Origin of the sequence: Streptomyces griseoflavus, from assembly GCF_014649995.1 — a bacterium.
Classification (GTDB): domain Bacteria; phylum Actinomycetota; class Actinomycetes; order Streptomycetales; family Streptomycetaceae; genus Streptomyces; species Streptomyces griseoflavus.
In genome coordinates, this window is the sequence record NZ_BMUC01000002.1 from 422,480 (window position 1) to 443,283 (window position 20,804).

At 74.7% G+C, this 20,804-nt stretch carries 18 protein-coding genes and 1 pseudogene; 16 read left to right on the forward strand and 3 right to left on the reverse strand.

Annotated features, from left to right (window positions below; translation table 11 throughout):
- The first annotated feature begins 154 nt into the window (after positions 1–154).
- The 5 genes and pseudogenes from IE172_RS07795 to IE172_RS34400 form a co-directional block, all read left to right on the forward strand.
- Positions 155–1,069 carry a helix-turn-helix domain-containing protein gene (locus tag IE172_RS07795; protein ID WP_190096509.1) on the forward strand — a complete coding sequence of 305 codons (915 nt, stop codon included), beginning with the start codon at positions 155–157 and terminating at the stop codon, positions 1,067–1,069.
- On the forward strand, positions 981–1,163 hold the full coding sequence (locus IE172_RS34395; RefSeq protein WP_229885872.1) for a DUF397 domain-containing protein: 183 nt from the start codon (positions 981–983) through the stop codon (positions 1,161–1,163). Before IE172_RS07795 ends, IE172_RS34395 begins: the two co-directional genes overlap by 89 nt.
- 13 nt (positions 1,164–1,176) lie before the next feature.
- The gene (locus IE172_RS07800) at positions 1,177–1,395 is read left to right on the forward strand and encodes a DUF397 domain-containing protein (protein ID WP_190096342.1); all 219 of its coding nucleotides are present in this window, start codon (positions 1,177–1,179) and stop codon (positions 1,393–1,395) included.
- Between the two features lie 281 nt (positions 1,396–1,676).
- Entirely contained in the window at positions 1,677–2,555 is an 879-nt protein-coding gene (locus tag IE172_RS07805) for a hypothetical protein (RefSeq protein WP_190096343.1), read from the forward strand.
- A 36-nt stretch (positions 2,556–2,591) separates the two neighbouring features.
- Positions 2,592–2,681 (forward strand): annotated as a pseudogene (locus IE172_RS34400) (prevent-host-death family protein); the annotation flags it as partial.
- 120 nt (positions 2,682–2,801) lie between these two features.
- Here IE172_RS34400 and IE172_RS07810 read toward each other — a convergent pair.
- On the reverse strand, positions 2,802–3,992 hold the full coding sequence (locus tag IE172_RS07810; protein ID WP_190096344.1) for a pyridoxal phosphate-dependent aminotransferase: 1,191 nt from the start codon (positions 3,990–3,992) through the stop codon (positions 2,802–2,804).
- An 851-nt stretch (positions 3,993–4,843) separates the two neighbouring features.
- Between IE172_RS07810 and IE172_RS07815 the strand changes: the two genes are divergently transcribed.
- From IE172_RS07815 to IE172_RS07845, 7 genes are all read left to right on the forward strand, one after another.
- Positions 4,844–5,377, forward strand: coding sequence for a DUF2617 family protein (locus IE172_RS07815; protein WP_190096345.1), 534 nt, complete (start codon positions 4,844–4,846; stop codon positions 5,375–5,377).
- Between the two features lie 59 nt (positions 5,378–5,436).
- Positions 5,437–7,104, forward strand: a complete 1,668-nt coding sequence (locus IE172_RS07820; RefSeq protein WP_190096346.1) for a polyamine aminopropyltransferase — start codon at positions 5,437–5,439, stop codon at positions 7,102–7,104.
- A gap of 86 nt (positions 7,105–7,190) precedes the next feature.
- The gene (locus IE172_RS07825) at positions 7,191–8,096 is read left to right on the forward strand and encodes an SRPBCC domain-containing protein (protein ID WP_190096347.1); all 906 of its coding nucleotides are present in this window, start codon (positions 7,191–7,193) and stop codon (positions 8,094–8,096) included.
- 98 nt (positions 8,097–8,194) lie between these two features.
- A complete protein-coding gene (locus tag IE172_RS07830; RefSeq protein WP_190096348.1) occupies positions 8,195–8,983 on the forward strand; it encodes an aldose epimerase family protein in 789 nt (262 codons plus the stop codon).
- Between the two features lie 10 nt (positions 8,984–8,993).
- Positions 8,994–9,542, forward strand: a complete 549-nt coding sequence (pyrE, locus tag IE172_RS07835) for an orotate phosphoribosyltransferase (RefSeq protein WP_190096349.1) — start codon at positions 8,994–8,996, stop codon at positions 9,540–9,542.
- Positions 9,543–9,758: 216 nt separating this feature from the next.
- Complete coding sequence (gene fbaA, locus IE172_RS07840; protein WP_190096350.1) at positions 9,759–10,790, forward strand: class II fructose-bisphosphate aldolase; 1,032 nt, start codon at positions 9,759–9,761, stop codon at positions 10,788–10,790.
- Between the two features lie 66 nt (positions 10,791–10,856).
- Positions 10,857–12,326 carry an MFS transporter gene (locus IE172_RS07845; protein WP_190096351.1) on the forward strand — a complete coding sequence of 490 codons (1,470 nt, stop codon included), beginning with the start codon at positions 10,857–10,859 and terminating at the stop codon, positions 12,324–12,326.
- A 73-nt stretch (positions 12,327–12,399) separates the two neighbouring features.
- On the opposite strand, the gene IE172_RS07850 is transcribed toward IE172_RS07845, so the two are convergent.
- Positions 12,400–12,819: a DUF3151 domain-containing protein gene (locus IE172_RS07850; RefSeq protein ID WP_190096352.1), complete on the reverse strand. Its 420-nt coding sequence runs from the start codon at positions 12,817–12,819 to the stop codon at positions 12,400–12,402.
- Positions 12,820–12,824: 5 nt separating this feature from the next.
- Entirely contained in the window at positions 12,825–16,070 is a 3,246-nt protein-coding gene (locus IE172_RS07855; protein WP_190096353.1) for an ATP-binding protein, read from the reverse strand.
- A gap of 129 nt (positions 16,071–16,199) precedes the next feature.
- On the opposite strand from IE172_RS07855, the gene IE172_RS07860 reads away from it, so the two are divergent.
- The 4 genes from IE172_RS07860 (at position 16,200) to IE172_RS07875 (ending at position 20,762) form a co-directional block, all read left to right on the forward strand.
- A complete protein-coding gene (locus tag IE172_RS07860) occupies positions 16,200–17,516 on the forward strand; it encodes an FAD-binding oxidoreductase (RefSeq protein ID WP_190096354.1) in 1,317 nt (438 codons plus the stop codon).
- 199 nt (positions 17,517–17,715) lie between these two features.
- Positions 17,716–18,546, forward strand: a complete 831-nt coding sequence (locus IE172_RS07865; protein ID WP_190096355.1) for a tryptophan 2,3-dioxygenase family protein — start codon at positions 17,716–17,718, stop codon at positions 18,544–18,546.
- A complete protein-coding gene (kynU, locus tag IE172_RS07870; protein ID WP_190096356.1) occupies positions 18,539–19,732 on the forward strand; it encodes a kynureninase in 1,194 nt (397 codons plus the stop codon). The genes IE172_RS07865 and kynU overlap by 8 nt, the downstream gene beginning before the upstream one ends.
- Positions 19,733–19,892: 160 nt before the next feature.
- Entirely contained in the window at positions 19,893–20,762 is an 870-nt protein-coding gene (locus IE172_RS07875) for an alpha/beta hydrolase (protein ID WP_190096357.1), read from the forward strand.
- Positions 20,763–20,804 lie beyond the last annotated feature (42 nt).

The following is a 20,804-nucleotide window of genomic DNA, read 5'->3' on the forward strand; positions in this document are numbered from 1 at the left end:
AGCCGAGGATGTCCCGCGGCGTGCACGAGTCGTTGCTTTCCGTGTTCAAGGTTCGTCGGATCGCCCTACGCTCGACAGGGGGCGCGGGCTTACCTTTCAGGCCATAAGGAACGGAAGTGACGCTTTGGCCAACGGAATCGACCCCGGCGCGTCGATGGCCGCGCTGTTCGGTGCACGGGTGCGCAGGCTCCGTACGGCGGCCGGACTCACGCAGGCCGAACTCGGCGCCAGGACACACGTGGTGAGCACCCGCATCACGCAGATCGAGCGGGCGTCGGGGGCGAAGCCGACGCTGGAGCTGGCGCGTGCGCTGGACGCGGCCCTCGGTGCGGACGACCTGCTGGTCGAGCTGTGGCCGTACGTGTACCGGGAGGCGTTCCCGGACTGGTCGCGGAAGTTCATGGAGTACTCGGAGCGGGCGGTGGCCATCAGGCAGTACGCGGCCCATGTGGTGCCGGGTCTGTTGCAGACGGAGGACTACGCGCGGGCCGTGCTCAAGGTCGGTCGAACGCTCAGCGGTGAGGAGCAGTTGGCCGAGCGGGTTGCCCTGCGCATGGGGCGCCAGGAGCGACTCAGCTCGTCCGATCGACCGGAGCTGTGGGTGGTCCTCGACGAGGCGGTGATCAAGCGTCCGGTCGGCGGTCTGCCGGTGATGCGGGAGCAGTTGGCGCGGCTGCTGGAGACCGGGACGAAGCCTTGCATCACCGTCCAAGTACTGCCGTTCGACCAGGGTGAGCACGAGGTGATGGGCGGCTCCCTCACGGTCCTCACCCTGCCGGACGGCGCGGAGGTCGCCTACACGGAAGGCGCCCACTACGGCCAACTCATCGAGGAACCAAGCGAGGTCAGGAGTCTCGTGCTCACTTACGATCGGCTGCGGGCGGCAGCTCTGCCCCCGCTCATGTCACTGGACATGATCCGATCCGTGAGGGAGGACAACCATCGTGGAGCGAACGTCCCGTCCCGATCTGAGCGTCGCCGTGTGGCGCAAGAGCAGCTACAGCAACCAAGAGGGGGGCGACTGCGTGGAAGTGGCGGGCGGATTCCCCGCCGTCGTGCCCGTCCGTGACAGCAAGGCCCCGCACGGGCCCGCGCTGTGCTTCGAAGCCCCGTCCTGGGCCGCCTTCATAGGCGGGCTGAAGGCTGGACATCACTGCCTCTGAGAGGACGACCAGCATGGAGCGAACGTCCCGTCCCGGTCTGAGCGTCGCCGCGTGGCGCAGGAGCAGCTACAGCAATCAGGCGGGGGGCGACTGCGTGGAGGTGGCGGACGGATTCCCCGGCGCCGTCCCCGTCCGTGACAGCAAGGCCCCGCACGGGCCCGCGCTGTGCTTCGAGGCCGCGTCCTGGGCCGCCTTCCTGGGCGGATTGCGGGCGGAACACCGCCGTTCCTGAGCCGGCCGGGCCCTGGCGGCCGTCCGTCTTCCGGGCCCGCCGGGGCCTTGTCCGCGAGGGTCCGGTGGGCCACTGACCTCCCCAAAGAACCGGGAGAGAGAACTACCCGCCCGCCCACCCTCCCCGCCGGAAGGCCCGCGTCACTCGTGCGGGTGACCGGCTTGCAGGCGCGGGAGGCGGGCGGTTACGTTCACCGCGACAAGCGCCGACAGAGACGGCCCCCGGCCGGGACTGGCATCCCGATCGAGGGCCTGACCGATCAGGAAGTACCACCCTTCCCAATGGCTGACACGCAGTTTAACGCGCCCCTGCGCGCCGACGCCGGAGCTCCGTCCTCCGGCGTGATCCACGTACGCACCCGCCTCACGGCCGACTTCACCGTGATCGCCAACGCCCTCGCCCAGCGGCGCGGCAGCGCGGTCACCATCGGCGTCGCGGCCTACATCGCCTCCCTGCCCGACGGCGCCCCCGTGAGCATCGCCGCCCTGTGCGGGCACTTCACCGAGGGCGAGATCCTGATCTCCCGGGCCCTGAGGGAACTGGAAGCCGCCGGCTACCTGGAGCGCCGCCGCGAGCGGCTGCCCTCGGGGCAGATCCGCACCCGGACGTACTTCTACGACGTACCCGGCGGTACTCCCGACCCGGACCCGGACCCGGACGGTCCGCCTGAACGCCCGGCCCCCCGCGCACCCCGGAAGCGTCCCGCCCCCGCACCGCTCACGGCGGAGGCGGTACGCGTCGCCGCTCCGGACCGGCCGGAGGAGCAGGCGTGCCTCGCCGACGCCGACCCGCAGGCGGTCGCCGTCCTGACCTCCCTCCGCCGCGTCGATCCCCGGCTCGTCGTGTCGGAGCGGGAAGCCGTGCGTCTGGCGCCCGCCGTCACCGAGTGGCTGGCGGCCGGAGTCGCACCCTCCCGGATCACCGCGATCCTCACGACAGGGCTCCCCGACCGCTTCCTCACCCGCCCGGCGGGCATCCTCGCCTTCCGCCTCCGGGAAACGCCGCTGCCCGCGCCACCCCCGGCGGCCTCCGACCGCCCGGCCACGCCCCCCTTCCAGACCTGCGACGGCTGCGAGCGCGCCTTCCGCGCCCCGACCCCCGGCCACTGCCGCGACTGCCGAGGCCACCTCACCGGAGGGCTGCTGCGCGCGGCGGGCTGAGTGGAGCGGCCCCTCTCGCGCGAGAGACATCAGAGTGCGATCAGTAATCAGGACGACGGTGCCAAGTCGCTTCTGCTGGCGCTGCCCGAGGTGTTCCCGTGGGTGCGCCACCTGGACGCCGAGGAAGAAGGCGATCGGGTCGGCGTCCCTCCGCTGAGCGGCTGGAACGTCATCCACGGGACGACGGAGGCCGCGACGCTCCGCGGTCGGCATGTCCCGACGCCCGATGCCCTCCGCGCCCACTGGCTAGGTGCGCAGTGTCTTGAGGCGGCCCGCGGCCTCCTCCAGTACGCCGGTTCGCTTGCAGAAGGCGAAGCGGACGAACGGGGCGCCCATGTCCTGGTGGTCGTAGAAGACGGCCGTCGGGATGGCGACGACGCCCGCGCGTTCGGGGAGGGCGCGGCAGAAGGCGATGCCGTCGCTCTCGCCGAGGGGGCGGATGTCGGCGGTGACGAAGTAGGTGCCGGAAGGGCGGTAGACGGCGAGGCCCGCCTCCTCCAGGCCGGACGCGAGGACGTCGCGCTTGGTCCGCATGTCCGCGCGGAAGTCGGTGAAGTACGACTCGGGCAGGGCGAGGGCCTCGGCGACGGCGTACTGGAAGGGACCGGCGGAGACGTAGGTCAGGTACTGCTTGGCCGAGCGGACCGCCGTGACCAGGGGCGGGGCGGCGGTGATCCAGCCGACCTTCCAGCCGGTGAACGAGAAGGTCTTGCCGGCGCTGGAGATGGTGACCGTGCGGTCCCGCATGCCGGGCAGGCCGGCCAGGGGGATGTGCTCGGCGTCGTCGAACACCAGGTGCTCGTAGACCTCGTCGGTGACCACGAGCAGGTCGCGTGCGACGGCCAGCTCGGCGATCGCGGTCAGCTCCTCGCGGGTGAGGACGGTGCCGGTCGGGTTGTGCGGGGTGTTGATCAGCAGCAGGCGGGTGCGGTCGGTGACGGCGTCGCGCAGCTCGTCGAGGTCGAGGCGGAAACGGCCCTCGCGCGGGCGGAGCGTGACGGGGACGCGGGTGCCGCCGGCCATGGCGACACAGGCCGCGTAGGAGTCGTAGTACGGCTCCAGGGCGATCACCTCGTCACCGGGTTCCACCAGGGCGAGCAGGGCGGCGGCGATGGCCTCGGTGGCGCCCGCGGTGACCAGCACCTCGGTGTCGGGGTCGAAGGACAGGCCGTAGCGGCGCTGCTGGTGTGCGGCGACGGCGGTGCGCAGCTCGGGGACGCCGGGGCCCGGCGGGTACTGGTTGCCGCGGCCGTCCCGCAGGGCCCGCACGGCGGCCTCCCTGACCTCCTCGGGGCCGTCGGTGTCGGGGAACCCCTGACCCAGGTTGATGGCCCCGGTCCGCAGGGCCAGGGCGGACATCTCGGCGAAGACCGTGGTCCCGAACTCGGCGAGCCGGCGGTTGAGGAGGGGGCGCGCACTGGAGGTCATGGCGGCCATCCTGCGCCGAACCTCTGGACTTCCTCAACTCTGCTTTGGGCCGCGTGGGCGGAGGGCATCTCCCGGTCACGCACGTGAGCTGGGCGCCCACGGGGGGCTGCTACGGGGGTTCACGGGGGATCGGGAGGAGGGTGGCGCCATGGGTTTCGGTGTCAGCCTGGCTGTGGTCGTCGTGTTGTTCGCCGGTGTCGGAGCGTACGGGCGGCGCAGGGCGGCGCGTAAGGCGGTGTTCCGGCCGGTGCGGCGTCCCGCGACGGTGTCCAGGGGGCGGCGCGGCAGGAGCCGCGCGAGCGGTGGCAGCGGCGGGAGCAGCGGCGGCTGGTGGGCCGGCGACAGCGGGGGCGGCGGGGGAAGCGGCTGTGGATCGTCCTCCGGCGGTGGCTCGTCCTGCGGAGGCGGGTCGTCGTGCGGGGGCGGCGGATGCGGCGGCGGAGGGGGCTGACACGGGGCAGCTCGCCTCCCTGTCGGGGGAAGGCGCATCCGCGTCGGCGGGGTCCGCACCTGGGCGGGCCCCGCCGTTCCCGTCGAGCGGTGGCTCGGAGTCCGGTTCCGGGCGGGGGTGCACGGACGGAACGCGCGGAGGCGTACGCCGTCACTCGGGGGCGTACGTGGGGGTTGAACAGGTGAGCTGGAGAGCCCCCGAGGGGATGGAAAGCCCACGAAGTTGGGTAAAAACGCTGTGGTGGCAGCACAGTTCATGATTCCCTATAAATCACCAGCGCAGCCATCGGGCTCCCCTCGGACCCTTCCTCCGGCCGGGCGACCGGGCTGACGGGCCGAGTTTCCCGGTGCGACCGGGGCGCGCGGACCCATCTCTCCTCCTTCTCCATGTGCGCTTGCGGAGCCGATCCATGCTCACGACCCTGAACACCGCCTATTCCGACACGCGCGCGGCCGATCTCGCCTGGGCCCTGGGGCGCGAGCCGCTTCCCGCGCTGGCCACGCTCGACCTGGAACTGACCGGTGCCAAGCTCCAGTTGCGCCTGCTCGGCGCGTCCCACCAAGTGCTGGTGGAGGAGGACCGGGGCGTGTGCTCGGAGACGGTGGCGTGCATTCCGGGCAGCAGTACGCCGCTTCCGCTGGGCGTGGCCAAGCGGGTGGGCGACTGGGAGTACGAGTTCGCCGCCCGGGTGGAGGTGCTGACCCCGGCGTCGTTCGCGGGCCGGGCGCAGGAACTGCTCGCCCTGGTCTCCGACCATCCGCAGGGCCTCGCCGGGGTGTTCCCGGGCAGTCCGCACGCGTTCACGGCGATGCTCGCCCAGCGGCGCGAGGGCCGGGTCCACTGGCGGACCTGGCACGCGTATCCGCAGGACGGGCAGTTGGTGGCCACACGGACCCGGGTCGGGGTGCGGACACCGGCACGTTCCGGTGCGGGGCAGGGTTAAACAAACATCACGCGTGTGGGTGACGTTGCGCGATGAGGCCGTGACGTAACGTCGCTGGGGTGATCGAGTCGCAGGCCCCCGCACCGCCCGGCTCCGCGCAGTCCTGGGACGGGCCCGGTGGCGACGCGGGGAGTTCGCTGCGACTGCCCGTCCGGCAGGACACCGGGCGGTTCCTGGTCCTCGCGGGCGTGTTCGTCTGCGCGGCCTGCGGCCTGGTGTACGAGCTGGAACTGGTCGCGCTGGCCACGTACTTGATGGGCGACTCCGTCGCCCAGACCTCCGTCGTGCTGTCCGTGATGGTCTTCGCGATGGGCATCGGCTCCCTGGCCGCGAAGCGGCTGCGGCGGCGCGCGGCGGCCGGTTTCGGCGCCGTCGAGGCGGCCCTGGCACTGGTCGGCGGATGCAGCGCGATGGCCCTGTACGCGGTGTTCGCCTGGACGGGTGACTGGGGCGGCGTCTGGGCGAGCGGCCCGCGCACCCTGCTGGTCGCCTTCTCCCTCGCCACCGGGCTGCTGATCGGGGCCGAGGTGCCGCTGCTCATGGAGCTGATCCAGCGGATCCGGCGGCAGGACGCGGGCGGCGCGGTGGCCGACCTGTCCGCCGCGGACTACGTCGGCGCGCTGGTGGGCGGACTCGCCTTCCCGTTCCTCCTCCTGCCGCTGCTCGGGCAGCTGACCGGCGCGCTGATCACGGGCGCGGTCAACGCGGTCGTCGGCGGGGCGCTGGTCCTCGGACTGTTCCGGCAGGACCTCACCCCCCGCGCCCGCCGGCTGCTGGTGGCGGCCAACGTGTGCGTGCTCGTGGTCCTCGGCTCCGCCGCCGTCCTCGTCGACGACTTCGAGCGGGCCGCCCGGCACGCCATGTACGGCCCGGACGTACGGGTCGCCGTGCACACGGACGTGCAGGAGGTGCTGATCACCGGCGGGCAGGAGGGGCGGCCGCTGAACCTGTACCTCGACGGGCGGCTGCGGGTCAGCGGCCGGGACGAACTGCGGTACCACGAGGCGCTGGCGCACCCCGCGATGAACGGCCCGCACGCCCGCGTCCTCGTCCTCGGCGGCGGGGACGGGCTGGCCGCGCGCGAGGTGCTGCGCCACAGCGGTGTCCGCCGCGTCGACGTCGTCGAACTCGACGCGGGCGTGGTGCGGCTGGCCCGCCACGACCCGGCCCTCTCCGCGCTGAACGCGCACGCCCTCGACGACCCCCGGGTCCGCGTGACCACCGCGGACGCCTTCGACTGGCTGCGGGGTGCGGCCCCGGCGGCGTACGACGTGATCGTCTCCGATCTTCCGCATCCGGGGATCACCGCCAGCACGAAGCTGTACTCGCAGGAGTTCTACGGGCTGGCCCGGCAGGTGCTGGCGCCCGGCGGGCGGCTCGTGGTGCACGGGGGCGCGGTGGCGCACCGGCCCCGCGACTTCTGGACGGTGGACGCCACGCTCCGCGCGGCGGGGTTCCGCACCGCCGCGTACCGGGTGCGCGGCCGGGAGGCCGGTTTCGCCGCAGGACCCGACCGCGGCTCCCGGAGCACCGCGCACGCCCACCGCGACTGGGGGTTCGTGCTGGCCGCGCTCCACCGTCCGCCCGAGCCGCGCCTGGACCCGGCCGGACCGCACCCCCGCACCCTCACCGACGCCTCCCTGGCGGCCGACGCCCGCGCCGCCGAACGCACCCGGGTGCGCGGACCGGAACCGTCCACCCTGCTCCACCCCCGCTACAGCGACTGAGCCCCTTACCGCGTTCCGCACCGACGCGCCGCCACTTCCCGCACACGGGGGTGCAGCCCGGCGTCGTCTGGGTAGGCTCCGCACTCATGGAGCACGAGGTGTTCGTTCCGGTTGAGGAGGAGCGGCTCAGGGAAGTGCTGGACGACCCCGCGCGGGTCGCCCGGGCGGTGCCCGGGCTCCAGCACGACGCCGGCGCCGGCGCCGACCCCGTCGCCGGCCGCCTGAAGGTCCGCGTCGGCAGCCACTCCGTCACCTACCGCGGTGCCCTGCGGGTGTCCGCGCGGGACGACGGTTCCTACACCGTCGAGGGCGAGGCGTCGGAGACCCGGGGCAGCGGCTCGGTGCGGCCGGCACTGCGGCTGCGGCTGCGGCCCGCGGACGGCGGCACCACCCTCACCGTCTCCGGCACGGCGACGGCCGACGGCCGCGTCACCGACCTGCCCCCGGAAGCGGTGGCGGCGGCGGTGACCCGCCTGCTGAACCGCTTCGGGGAGAACCTGGGACGCGTGGCGGCGGAGACACCCGAGCCGTCCGGCACCGCCGGGGAACCCGAGTCGCCGGAACTGCTCTCCACCGGCGACTTCGAGCCCCGGGCCACCACGGACTTCGAGACCACCCCCGACGCCGAGGACACACCACCGCCGCCCGCCCCCGCGCCGGACGCGGAGACGACCCCGCCCCCCGGCCCCGGGGACGCGCAAAACGCCCAGGACGCACAGGACGCCCAGGACGCGCAGGACGACCTGGACCGTGACGGGGACGAGGACGAGGACGGCGAGGACCGCGTCGCGGAGGCCGCCCACGCCCGCAGGACGATGATCGGACGCAGCGCAGAGGAGGTGGACCACGCCCCGCCCCGCGGCCGCTACGCCCCCGTCCCCGCCCCGCAGACGGTCTCGTCCCCCGCGACGCTGCGCTGGGCCGCCCCGGCGGCAGCCCTCGCGGTCGCCTCGGCCGTGGTCGCGATCCGGGCCCTGCGCAAACGCCACTGACCCCCGGTGGCGGTCGTCCCGTCACGGCTGGTCGCCGGGTGGCTGGTCGAGGGTGGTCGTGGGCAGGCGGTCTTGATCGTCCCAGTAGGGTCGTCGGCGTGAGTAACGAACACATCACGCTGACCGCGGGCGACGCGGAAGTGGACGTGCTGCCGGGCAACGGCGGGCGGGTCGGTGGGCTGCGGGTCGGGGGCGTCGAACTGCTGCGGCAGGGGGAGCGCTACGGGTGCTTCCCGATGGTGCCCTGGTGCGGACGGATCCGCGACGGACGCTTCCATGACGGCGCCACCGTGCGGCAGATGCCGCTCAACGCCCCGCCGCACGCCATCCACGGCACCGCCCGCGACGCCGCCTGGCGCGTCGCCCGCAAGACCACCGACGAGGCCGTCCTCACGTACGACCTGGCCGAGCCGTGGCCGTACCCGGGCCGGGTCACCCAGCAGATCGCGCTCGGCGAGGACGCGCTGACGCTGACGATGAGCGTGGAGACGTACGAGTCGTCCTTCCCGGCGCAGATCGGCTGGCACCCGTGGTTCCACCGCAGCCTCGGCGGCGCGGACGTGAGCATCGGCTTCGCGCCCGCCTGGCAGGAGGAGCGCGGTGAGGACCACCTGCCCACCGGGCGGCGCACCGACCCGCAGCCGGGGCCGTGGGACGACTGCTTCGGGATGCCCGGCGGTGTCGACGTCACCCTCACCTGGCCGGAGCGGCTGGAGCTGAAGGTGACCAGCCGCGAGGAGTGGGTCGTGGTGTACGACGAACAGCGCGAGGCCGTGTGCGTGGAGCCGCAGACCGGGCCCCCCAACGGGCTGAACACCCACCCGCGCCTGGTCACCCCCCTGGAGCCGCTGGAGGCCTCGACCACGTGGACCTGGACCCGCCTCTAAGCTGGCAGGCATGACGGACACGCGCGGCGCGCTGCTGCAGCAGATCAAGGACAAGGCCGTGGTGCACGGCAAGGTGACGCTCTCCTCCGGTCTGGAGGCCGACTACTACGTCGACCTGCGTCGCGTCACCCTCGACGGGCAGGCCGCGCCGCTGGTCGGGCAGGTGCTGCTGGACCTGACGGCGGAACTGGAGTTCGACGCGGTGGGCGGGCTGACCATGGGCGCCGACCCGGTCGCGGCCGCGATGCTGCACGCCGCCGCCGCGCGGGGCCGGAAGCTGGACGCGTTCGTGGTCCGCAAGGCCGCCAAGGCGCACGGACTGCAGCGGCGCGTGGAGGGCCCGGACATCAAGGGCCGCCGGGTGCTCGTCGTCGAGGACACCTCCACCACCGGCGGCTCCCCGCTGACCGCCGTCGAGGCGGTGCGCGAGGCCGGTGCCGAGGTCGTGGCCGTCGCGACCATCGTGGACCGGGCGACCGGTGCCGCCGAGAAGATCCAGGAGGGCGCCGGGGTGCCGTACCTCTTCGCCTACTCCAAGGACGAGCTCGGCCTCGACTGAGACCACGGGCCCGACCGGGACCGAGGCCGCGCGGTGCCCCGCGGGGCACCCCGGGGGCGCCCGGCCGGATATCGCCCGACATAACGACTTGACCTGCACCGTCGACCAGCCGGGCAAGTCTGGGAGGATGAGGCCGACAATGACGTCGCTTCCAAGGTTCCAGGTCAGGGCCGACAGTACGCAGCACGCCACACCGCACGCTTAAGGAGCGGACAGATGCCCATCGCAACTCCCGAGGTCTACAACGAGATGCTGGACCGGGCGAAGGCGGAGAAGTTCGCCTACCCGGCCATCAACGTCACGTCGTCGCAGACCCTGCACGCGGCACTGCGCGGCTTCGCCGAGGCGGAGAGCGACGGCATCGTCCAGATCTCGACCGGCGGCGCCGAGTTCCTGGGCGGCCAGCACAGCAAGGACATGGTGACCGGCGCGGTCGCCCTGGCCGAGTTCGCGCACATCGTCGCCGAGAAGTACGACGTCAACATCGCCCTGCACACCGACCACTGCCCGAAGGACAAGCTGGACGGGTACGTACGCCCGCTGCTCGCGGTGTCCGAGGAGCGCGTCAAGGCCGGCCGCAACCCGCTGTTCCAGTCCCACATGTGGGACGGCTCCGCGGAGACCCTCGCGGACAACCTGTCCATCGCCCAGGAACTCCTGGAGCGCGCCCGCGCCGCGAAGATCATCCTCGAGGTCGAGATCACCCCGACCGGCGGCGAGGAGGACGGCGTCTCGCACGAGATCAACGACTCCCTCTACACCACGGTCGACGACGCGGTCCGCACGGCGGAGGCCCTCGGCCTCGGCGACAAGGGCCGCTACCTGCTCGCCGCGTCCTTCGGCAACGTGCACGGCGTGTACAAGCCGGGCAACGTCGTCCTCCGTCCCGAGCTGCTGAAGGAGCTCAACGAGGGCGTCGCCGCCAAGTACGGCAAGCCGGCCGGCGCGCAGCCGTTCGACTTCGTCTTCCACGGCGGCTCCGGCTCCACCCCGGAGGAGATCCTCACCGCGCTGGAGAACGGCGTCGTGAAGATGAACATCGACACCGACACCCAGTACGCGTTCACCCGCCCGGTCGCCGACCACATGTTCCGCAACTACGACGGCGTCCTGAAGGTCGACGGCGAGGTCGGCGACAAGAAGACCTACGACCCGCGTACCTGGGGCAAGCTCGCCGAGGCGTCCATGGCGGCCCGCGTCGTGGAGGCCTGCCAGAACCTGCGCTCGACGGGCACCCGCATCAAGTAACCCGCCCGCGCCGCGCAAGGGCCCGGTACCGCTCGCGGTGCCGGGCCCTTCCGTATGCTCGGCCGCATGCCCGACGTCCGGCTGTCCTCCCCGCAGGGCAAGTGGATCCTGCTCACCACGGTCCTCGGCTCCAGCATGGCCCTGCTCGACTCCACCGTGGTCAACGTGGCCCTCCCGCGCATCGGCCAGGACCTCGGTGCCGACCTCGGCGCCCTGCAGTGGACCGTCAACGCCTACATGGTCACGCTGGCCGGGCTGATCCTGCTCGGCGGGGCGCTGGGCGACCGGTTCGGGCGGCGCAAGGTGTTCGTCGTCGGGGTGCTGTGGTTCGCCGCGGCCTCGCTGCTGTGCGGGATCGCCCCGAACGCCGGGATGCTCATCGCCGCCCGCGCGCTCCAGGGCGTCGGCGGCGCGCTCCTCACCCCCGGCTCGCTCGCCCTCATCCAGGCCTCCGTCCACCCCGACGACCGGGGCCGCGCGGTCGGCCTGTGGTCCGGGTTCGGCGGGATCGGCGCGGCGGTCGGCCCGTTCGTCGGGGGCTGGCTGGTGGACGGGCCCGGCTGGCGCTGGGTGTTCCTGATCAACGTGCCCCTGGCCCTGGTGTGCGCCCCCATCGCCGTGCGGCACGTACCGGAGTCGTCGGGCGGGAAGGCCGAGGGACGCTTCGACGTGCTCGGCGCCGCGCTCGGCGCGATCGCCCTCGCGCTGGTGACGTACGCGCTGATCGAGGCCGAGTCGGGATCGCCGATGGTCGCCGTGTCCGCCGTCGCCGGACTGGCCGCCGCGGTCGCCTTCGTCCTCGTCGAGAAGCGGCGCCCGCACCCGATGATGCCGCTCGGCATCTTCGCCTCCCGCCAGTTCGCGTCGGTCAACGTCGTCACCCTGTGCGTGTACGCGGCGTTCGGCGGCTTCTTCTTCCTCGCCGCGCTCCAGCTCCAGGTCGTCGTCGGCTGGTCCGCGCTGGCCGCCGGCACGGCCCTGCTGCCCACGACCGCCCTGATGCTGCTGCTCTCCGCCCGCTCGGGTGAACTCGGCGACCGGATCGGCCCGCGCATCCCCCTCACCGTCGGGCCGCTGCTGTGCGCGGCGGGAATGCTGCTGATGCTGCGGGTCGGGCCGGGCGCCTCCTACGCCACCGAGGTGCTGCCCGCGCTGCTGGTGCTCGGCCTCGGCATGGTCACCCTGGTGGCGCCGCTGACCGCGACCGTCCTCGCCTCCGTGGACACCGCGCGGGCCGGCCTGGCCAGCGGCATCAACAACGCCGCCGCCCGCGCGGCCGGCCTGGTCGCGGTGGCGGCCCTGCCGCTGCTCGCCGGGATGGGCCCGGAGGCCTACCGGGTGCCCGCGGCCTTCGACGAGGCGTTCGGCAGGGCCATGGTGCTGTGCGCGGTCGTCCTGGTGGCGGGCTCCGCCCTCGCCTTCGCGACCGTCCGCCGCCCCACCCCCGACTGCCGCCGGCCGGAGTGCCGCACCCACGGCAGCGTGGCCGTGCCGCCGCTGGAGGCGGAGGGGGGAGCGGGCGGGAAGCGGCTCTAGGGGGCGCGGGACACCCCCCGAGCCCACTCCCGGCTACCAGGGGGTGCGGGACACCCCCGGAGCCGGCCCCCGGCTACTGCTTGAGCGCGGTGTACGCCTCTTCGCTGCTGTCCTTGAGGAAGGTCCAGCACCGCTCGGCCTCGTCCGTCTCGCCGATCGTCCCGGCCGCCCGCGCCAGTGCGGCGAGGCAGCGCAGGAAGCCGCGGTTGCCGCGGTGGCTCCACGGGACCGGGCCGTGACCCTTCCAGCCGGCCCGCCGCAGCGCGTCCAGCCCGCGGTGGTAGCCGGTGCGCGCGTACGCGTACGACTCGACCACCCGGTCGGCCTGGTAGGCGTCGTCGGCGAGCATCGCCCACGCCAGGGAGAACGTCGGGTAGTCCGCCGCCACCCGCGCCGGCGGGGCGGACTCGTCGGCGAGCAGCGCGTAGGCCTTCTCGTTCTCGGGGAGGTGGGTCGGTTCCGGTCCGCCGAGGAGGTTCTGGTGCGTGGTCATGTGGGTCAGTCTGCCACCTCGCCGGCGGGCGCCGGGGCGGGCCGCGGGTGGAGCGCGCGGGCCGCCGCGGTGTGCTCGGCGGCGAGGCCCGGGCGGCCCAGGCGGCCGGCCAGGGCGGCCAGGACGAGGTGGACCGGCCCCCAGGCGGCGGTGCCCATGCCGGCCACGACGAACTGGTCGGCGTGCGGCGCCAGCAGGTCGTACAGGTGCCGGGGGTCGGGGGTGCCGAGGCGGGCGGCGACCAGGCCCCACACGGGCAGCAGGAAGTCGGCCGTCCAGTCGTCCGCGACGTCCGAGCCCCAGCGGGTGAGCAGCTCACGGGCCTCGTCGGTGCGGCCGGCCTCGGCGGTGGCCAGGACCGCCACCGGGCGCAGCGGGACCATGTCCGGTTCGGCGGCGGCCGCCACCAGGTCCGCGGCGACCTCCGCGCCCCGGCCCTGGGCGCGCCTGCTGGTGTAGGTGGTGACCAGGGTCCGCCACCGCGCGCCCCACGGCGTGGCGGCGAAGCGGGTGGAGGAGTAGGTGCCGGCCAGTTCCTCCGCCTCGGCCCACCGTCCGTCGAGGACGGCGCGGGCGGTCTGGGCGACCTTCACGATCGACTCCAGCTCCGGACGCGGCGCCTCCTTGAGCAGCAGGCGGCAGCGGTCCAGCTCCCGTTCCCACCCGGCGAGGTCGCCCGCGCGCAGCAGGCAGGCCATCGCGAAGGCGCGGGCGATCAGCTCGGTGGAGCGGGGCAGTGCGGGCAGTGCCGCCAGTTCCGCCGCGGCGCGCAGCCGTTCGGTGTTGCGGCCGGGGGCGAAGCTCGCCAGGAGGTAGTTGCCGAGGGTGCGGGCGAGCAGCTCCGGGTCGTCGAGGCCACGGGCCAGCCGGACCGCGTCGGCCGCGTGCCGCTCCCCCTCGGCTCGGCGCGGGCTGTAGTGCAGCTCGACGCCCAGGGCGCCGAGCAGGGCGGCCCGGTCGCGGTCGTCGAGCGGCCCGGCCAGCAGGTCCTCGATCGCCCGCACGACCGGCTGGGCGACCGTGCCGTACGGGCGCCAGTTCCACAGGGTGGGGGCGGCGAAGGCGGTGAGGACGCCGGTCAGGGCCCGCCGGTCGCCGCAGGCGTCCGCCAGGGCGAAGGCGGCGTCCAGGTCCCGGCCGGCGCCGGTGGCGTCGCCCGCGGAGCGGCGGGCCTGGCCGAGCTCGGTGAGCAGCCGGGCCCGCTCCGCGTCCGGCCCGCCCGGCGGCAGGACCGACAGCGCCAGCTCCCACAGGTCCACGGCCTCGGTGTACGCCTGCTGCGTGGTGGCGTGCCGGGCCGCGGCCGACGCGTGCGCCACCGCCCGGGGCGCGCCGCCGACCCGCGCGGCGGCGGCGAAGTGCCGGGCCAGGACGGCGGCCTCGGCGGGCGGCAGCAGCGGCTCCAGCGTCTCACCGACGCGCAGGTGCAGGCGGGCGCGGTCCGAGCGGCGCAGCCCGGCGTAGAGGGCCTCGCGCACCAGGGCGTGGCCGAAGCGGTAGTCGGGGCCGGCCGGCGGTTCGACGAGCAGACCGGTGGCGACGGCCGGTTCCAGCCCGTCCAGGACGTCCTCGACGGGGAGGCCGGTGACGGCGGCGAGCAGTTCCGCGTCCGTCTCGGCGCCGGCCACGGCGGCGGCGCGGAGCAGGCGGGCGGTCTCCTCCGGCAGGCGGGCCACCCGCCGCTCGATGACGTCCCTGACCCCGGCGGGCAGCGCGTCGTCCCCGCCCTCGCTCCGCCCCAGCCGCAGCACCTCGCCCAGGTAGAACGGGTTGCCGCCGGTGCGGGCCAGCAGCGCCCGCGACCGGTGCCCGGCCAGCCCGCGGGCGCGCAGGTACGCGGCGACGTCGGCCTCGGTGAACGGCGCGAGTTCCACGCGCGCGGTGTCCTCCAGACGGGCCAGCGCGCCGAGGGTGTCACGCAGGGGGCCCGGGTGGTCGCCGGGCTCGGGACGGCAGGTGGCGAGCACGAGCACCGGCCGTCGGGCGACGGCGCCGGTGACGTGGGACAACAGCCGCAGGGAGGAGGCGTCGGCCCACTGGAGGTCCTCGACGACGATCAGCAGCGGTTCGGCCCCGGCGGTCAGCGCGGACACGACGCGCTCGTAGCGCTCGTACAGCGCGGCGTCGGGATCCGCCGCGGACACCGGGTCGGTCAGCAGGTGCCCGGCGGCGTCACCGGCCGCCTCGCGCAGCACCTGGACCCACGGCCAGAAGGCGGGCGCGGTGCCGTCGACGCAGCCGCCGCGGGCCACGGTGAAGCCGCGCGCCCGCGCCCGCTCGGCGACCTCGGCGGCGTAGCGGGTCTTGCCGATGCCGGCCTCCCCGGCCACCAGCAGCACACCCCCGGTGCCGCGCCGCGCGGCGGACAGCGTCCGCTCGGCGAGCTCCAGCTCGCTGTCCCGGGCGACGAGCCCGTCGGCCCCCGCGGGCGGCCGGGGCGCGGGGGAGGGGGCGGGCGGCTCCGGCGGCGGGAGCCGCAGCTCCGGCGCCTGGTGGAGCACCGCCTGCTCCAGGTCCCGCAGTTCGGGCCCCGGCCGCAGCCCCAGCTCGCCGTCGAGGAGGGCGCGTACCCGCCGCAGGGCCGCCAGCGCGTCGGCCTGGCGGCCGGCGCGGTACAGGGCGAGCACCAGCAGGGCCCAGCCGCGCTCGCGGTAGGGCTGGCGTCCGGTCAGTTCCTCCAGGCCGGGCACGCAGGCGGCCGCCCCGCCCAGCGCGAGCCTCGCCTCGTAACGGTCCTCCTCCGCCGACGCCCGCACTTCGGCCAGCCGGGACACCACCGGCCGGGCGAAGCGTTCGTCGGTGAACTCGCCCAGCGGATCCCCGCGCCACAGCTCCAGCGCCCCGTCCAGCAGGCGTAACGCCTCGGCGTGGCCCCCGCGGGCCAGCGCCGCGCGCCCCTCCTCCGCGGCCGCCGTGAAGCGCTCCAGGTCGACCTGGCCCGGGGCCGCGGCGAGCAGGTAGCCGGGCTCGCGGGTGAGCAGCAGCCGGGGCGGGGTGCGCGGCGGACGGCCCGGTTCGAGCACCTTGCGCAGGTGGGCGACGTACGCCTGGAGGGTGCGGGTGGCCCGCGCGGGAGGCTCGCCGGACCACAGCTCGTCGATCAGCCGGTCCAGGGACACCACCCGGCCGGGTTCCAGCGCCAGCATCGCGGTCAGGGCCCGCTGCTTGCGGGTGCCCAGGTCCAGCGTCCCCCCGGCCTCGTCCTCCACCTCCACGGCCCCGAACAGCCGGAACGCGAGGTTCTCCGACACGACGCACCCCCTCCCGGCCGCTCCCCCGCGACCGCGGCCCATGACCTCAACCCGATCCCAGCTCGACCCCAGACGGACGGGCCGAAGCTAGCGGCATCGCACAGCGGGACGGACGAGAGGGACATCGGGATGACCATCGGAAACGATCTGCGGGCCGCCGTCAAGGGCCGGATCCTCACCCCCGGCGACGACGGCTTCGACGCCGCGCGCCGCCCCTGGAACCTCGCGGTGGACCAGCGGGTGGTGGCCGTGGTGGACGCGGCCGACGCCGACGACGTCGCCGCCGTGGTCCGCCGGGCCCGCCTCAGGGGTCTCGCGGTGCTGGCCCAGCCCAGCGGGCACGGCGCCTCCGGCGACACGGACGGCGCGATCCTGCTGCGCACGGGCGGCCTGGGCGGTGTGGAGATCCGCCCCGGCGAGCGGCTGGCCCGGGTGGGCGCGGGCGTGCGGTGGGGCGAGGTGCTGACGGTGACGAGTCCGCACGGGCTGACCGGTCTGGCGGGCAGCTCCCCGGTGGTCAGCGTCACCGGGTACACCCTGGGCGGCGGGCTGAGCTGGTTCAGTCGCGCCCACGGCTTCGCGGCCGACAGCGTCCGCGCGTTCGACGTGGTGGACGCCGAGGGCGCGCGGCGGCAGGTGACCGCCGCGTCGGACCCCGAACTGTTCTGGGCGCTGCGCGGCGGCAGCGGCGAGTTCGCCGTCGTCACCGCGGTCGAGTTCGACCTGTACCCGGCTCACGAGCTGTACGGCGGGCGGATGCTGTGGCCGGCCGCCGCCGCGCCCGCCGTGCTCGACGCGTACCGCGAGGTGACCGCCGGCGCGCCGGACGGGCTCTCCGTCTGGTACGACCTGCTGCGGTTCCCCGGCGCCCCCGCGATGGTCGCGGTCGACGCCACCTGGCTGGGCCCGGCCGGGGAGGGCGCGGCGCTGATGCGGGCGTTCGAGAAGATCGGCGGCCGGATCAGCGACTCCCGGGGCCCGCTCCCGGTCGCCGAGCTGGGCACCATCACGGCGGAACCGACCGACCCCGGCCCCGGCTCCTCCCGCGCCGAACTGCTCACCGAGCTCACCGACGACGTCGCCCGGTGCCTGCTCGCGGAGCCGATCGACCCGCTGCTGAGCGTGCAGCTGCGCCACCTCGGCGGAGCGCTGGCCCGGCCCCCGGCCGACGCCGGCGCCTGCGGGGGACTGACCGAGCCGTACCTGCTGTACACCTTCGGCATCGCGGGTACCCCCCGGCAGGCGGCGGACGTCCGGGAGCGGCAGCGCGAACTGGCCGCCGCCCTCACCCCGCACACCAGCGGCCGCAAGCCGTACACCTTCCTCGCCCCCGGCGAGCGGGCGGCCGGCGCCTTCACCTCCGAGGCGCTGGGCCGGCTGCGGGCCCTGAAGCACGAGCGCGACCCGCGCGGCACCTTCCGGACCAACTTCCCCGTCCTCGGCTGACCGCTGCGCCGCGCGGGGCGCAGCGCCGCGGACGGCCCGGGTCCCGGGCGGAGCGGCCGCCGCCCCGGCCCGCCCGCCGACGGGCGGGCCTTGCGGTTCCGGGTGACGATTACGGAGGATGCACCGTGGGGACCGGGGCCCCCGTGCCGGTAACGGCAGGGGCGGACCGCTACCCGGAGTACATGTACAGGAGACAGCGATGTCCCACGAGGCTCACGAGCCCGAGACCCCGCATCTCGACTTCCAGGGGACGACCCCCTACGAGGACTACGTCAGGGCCGACGTCCTCACCCACCTCCAGCACACCCTCTCCGACGATCCCGGAGAGATGGTCTTCCTGGTCACCACCCAGGTGATGGAGCTGTGGTTCACCGTCATCGTCCACGAGTGGGAGACCGCGGCGAAGGCGCTGCGCCAGGACGACGTACCGACCGCCGTCGACGCGCTGAAGCGGTCCGTGCGGGAGCTGGAGGCGCTGAACGCGTCCTGGACGCCGCTGAGCGGACTCACCCCGGCACAGTTCAACTCCTACCGCGGTGCCCTGGGCGAGGGATCCGGTTTCCAGTCGGCGATGTACCGGCGCATGGAGTTCCTGCTCGGCGACAAGTCCGCCTCCATGCTGGTCCCGCACCGGGGCGCGCCGCGGGTGCACGCCGAGCTGGAGAAGGCGCTGCACGAGCCGAGCCTGTACGACGAGGTGCTGCGCTTCCTCGCGCGGCGCGGGCACGCGATCCCCGAGGACGTGCTGCGGCGCGACGTGACACGCCGGTACGAGCCGTCGGCGGAGGTGGAGTCGGTCTGGACGGCCGTCTACTCGGGTGACGAGCGCGGCGAGGTGGCGCGTCTCGGTGAGGCGCTGACCGATGTCGCCGAGCTGGTGTGGCGCTGGCGCAACGACCACCTGGTCGCCACCCGCCGTGCGATGGGCGCGAAGACCGGCACGGGCGGCTCCGCCGGGGTGGCCTGGCTGGAGAAACGGGCGCAGAAGAGCGTGTTCCCCGAGCTGTGGACGGCGCGGTCCTATGTCTGAGCAGGCACTGAAGGCGGAGAAGCTCGACGGGGCCGACGAACTCGCTGCCAAGCGCGCCGAGTTCGTGCTGGACGACGGGGTGTACCTCGACGGGAACTCGCTGGGCGCGCTGCCCGTGGCCGTCCCCGGACGGGTCGAGGACGTGGTGCGCCGGCAGTGGGGCGAGCTGCGGATCCGGTCCTGGACGGAAGGCGGCTGGTGGACGGCGCCGGAGCGGATCGGCGACCGGATCGCCCCGCTGGTCGGCGCCGCGGCCGGGCAGGTCGTCGTCGGCGACTCGACCAGCGTCAACGTGTTCAAGGCACTGGTGGGCGCGGTGCGGCTGGCCCGGTCGGCCGGTGCCGGGCGGGACGAGATCGTGGTCGACGCGACCACCTTCCCCACGGACGGCTACATCGCCCACTCGGCGGCCCGGATGACCGGCTGCACGCTGCGCCCGGTCCCGCCGTCCGAGGTGCCGGGCGCGCTCGGGGACCGTACGGCCGCCGTGCTGCTCAACCACGTCGACTACCGCACCGGCCGGCTGCACGACCTGCCGTCGCTGACGGCGGCGGTCCACGCGGCGGGCGCGTTGGTGGTCTGGGACCTGTGCCACAGCGCGGGAGCGCTGCCGGTCGGGCTGGACGGGCACGGCGTGGACCTGGCGGTCGGCTGCACCTACAAGTACCTGAACGGCGGGCCCGGTTCACCGGCGTTCCTGTACGTGCGCGAGGCTCTGCAGGACCGCTTCGACTCGCCGCTGCCCGGCTGGAACTCCCACGCGGAGCCCTTCGGGATGCGCCCGGAGTACGAGCCGGCGGCGGGCGCGGTGCGCGGGCGGGTCGGTACCCCGGACATCCTCTCCATGCTCGCCCTGGAGGCGGCGCTGGAGGTCTGGGACGGCGTCTCCGTCGACGCGGTGCGCGCCAAGTCGCTCGCGCTGACGGACTTCTTCCTGGAGTGCGTCGAGGCGTACCTGCCCGAGGGCCGGGTGGAGTGCGTGACACCGCGCGCCCACGCGGAGCGGGGCAGCCAGGTCGCGTTGCGCTGCCCGGACGCCGGTGAGGTGATGGGGCGGCTGATCGCGCGCGGCGTGGTCGGCGACTTCCGCCGGCCGGACGTGCTGCGGTTCGGGTTCACCCCGCTGTACGTCGCCTTCGCGGACGTGGAGCGGGCGGCGCGGGTGCTGGCGGAGGAACTGGCGTAGGCCCGGTCCGGGGGCCGCTGCCGCGCAGGCCGGCCCCCGGGCGGGCTGACCGTGCGTGACATCCGCATGTCGGAGGGCGTGCGCGGGCTGATACCGTCCCGGCCAAACGGCCGCGTACCCGTCGGTCCGTCACCTACGTTGCACCGCTGAGAGGTTGAGCATGACGGAGGACGTCGCAGCCGCCCGGGCCGCCGCCGAGGAGGAGTCGGCTCTCTCCCGCCCGCCCGTGGATCCCGACGTCACGGCGGCCTACGGCGACCACCCGGACCAGCTGATCGACTTCCACCGTCCGCGCGGCCGGGGCGGGCCGGGGCCCGCGCCCGTGGTGGTCGTCCTGCACGGCGGCGCCTGGCGGGCGCCGTACGACCGGCGCCACATCAGCCCGTTCGCGGCGTTCCTGGCCGGGCGGGGCTTCGCCGTGGCGAGTGTCGAGTACCGGCGCGGGGACGCGGACGGCGGCGACCCGGTCGCCGGGCGGTGGCCCGACACGTTCGACGACGTGGCCGCCGCGATGGACGCGCTGCCCGGGCTGATACGGGAGCACCTGCCGCAGGCCGATCCCCGGCGGATCGTGCTCACCGGCCACTCGGCGGGCGGACACCTGGCGCTGTGGGCCGCCGCCCGGCACGTGCTGCCGCGTGACTGCGCATGGCGGACCGGTGGTCCGGCGTCCCTGCGCGGTGTCGTCGCGCTCGCGCCGATCGCGGACTTCGAGGTCGCGGACAAGCTGGGGGTGTGCGGAGGCGCCGTACGGCAACTCCTCGGCGGCGACGACCACTTCGCCGAACGGCGGCCGTACACGGACCCGGCGCTGCTGCTGCCCACCGGGATCGCCACCACCCTGGTGCAGGGGCGCACCGACGCGGACGTCCCGCAGGCGGTCGCCGAGTCGTTCGCGGACGCGGCGGCGAAGGCGGGGGAGGTGGTGGGGGTGACGTTGCTGGAGGACGTCGGGCACTTCCCGCTGATCGACCCGGGGGCGGACGCGTGCGCGGTGGTGGCGGAGGAGATCGCCCAGCTCGCCTGGTGAGCGGCCCTGCCGCGCGGGGCGGTGCCGTACCCCCGGTACCCG

What these genes read in the sequence shown, in the direction of transcription:
- IE172_RS07795 (WP_190096509.1), top strand. Translation starts at nt 155, where the DNA reads ATGGCCGCGCTGTTCGGTGCACGGGTGCGCAGGCTCCGTACGGCGGCC.
- IE172_RS07800 (WP_190096342.1), top strand. Translation starts at nt 1,177, where the DNA reads ATGGAGCGAACGTCCCGTCCCGGTCTGAGCGTCGCCGCGTGGCGCAGG.
- IE172_RS07805 (WP_190096343.1), top strand. Translation starts at nt 1,677, where the DNA reads ATGGCTGACACGCAGTTTAACGCGCCCCTGCGCGCCGACGCCGGAGCT.
- IE172_RS07810 (WP_190096344.1), bottom strand. Translation starts at nt 3,992, where the DNA reads ATGGCCGCCATGACCTCCAGTGCGCGCCCCCTCCTCAACCGCCGGCTC.
- IE172_RS07815 (WP_190096345.1), top strand. Translation starts at nt 4,844, where the DNA reads ATGCTCACGACCCTGAACACCGCCTATTCCGACACGCGCGCGGCCGAT.
- IE172_RS07825 (WP_190096347.1), top strand. Translation starts at nt 7,191, where the DNA reads ATGGAGCACGAGGTGTTCGTTCCGGTTGAGGAGGAGCGGCTCAGGGAA.
- pyrE (WP_190096349.1), top strand. Translation starts at nt 8,994, where the DNA reads ATGACGGACACGCGCGGCGCGCTGCTGCAGCAGATCAAGGACAAGGCC.
- fbaA (WP_190096350.1), top strand. Translation starts at nt 9,759, where the DNA reads ATGCCCATCGCAACTCCCGAGGTCTACAACGAGATGCTGGACCGGGCG.
- IE172_RS07845 (WP_190096351.1), top strand. Translation starts at nt 10,857, where the DNA reads ATGCCCGACGTCCGGCTGTCCTCCCCGCAGGGCAAGTGGATCCTGCTC.
- IE172_RS07850 (WP_190096352.1), bottom strand. Translation starts at nt 12,819, where the DNA reads ATGACCACGCACCAGAACCTCCTCGGCGGACCGGAACCGACCCACCTC.
- IE172_RS07860 (WP_190096354.1), top strand. Translation starts at nt 16,200, where the DNA reads ATGACCATCGGAAACGATCTGCGGGCCGCCGTCAAGGGCCGGATCCTC.
- IE172_RS07865 (WP_190096355.1), top strand. Translation starts at nt 17,716, where the DNA reads ATGTCCCACGAGGCTCACGAGCCCGAGACCCCGCATCTCGACTTCCAG.
- kynU (WP_190096356.1), top strand. Translation starts at nt 18,539, where the DNA reads ATGTCTGAGCAGGCACTGAAGGCGGAGAAGCTCGACGGGGCCGACGAA.
- IE172_RS07875 (WP_190096357.1), top strand. Translation starts at nt 19,893, where the DNA reads ATGACGGAGGACGTCGCAGCCGCCCGGGCCGCCGCCGAGGAGGAGTCG.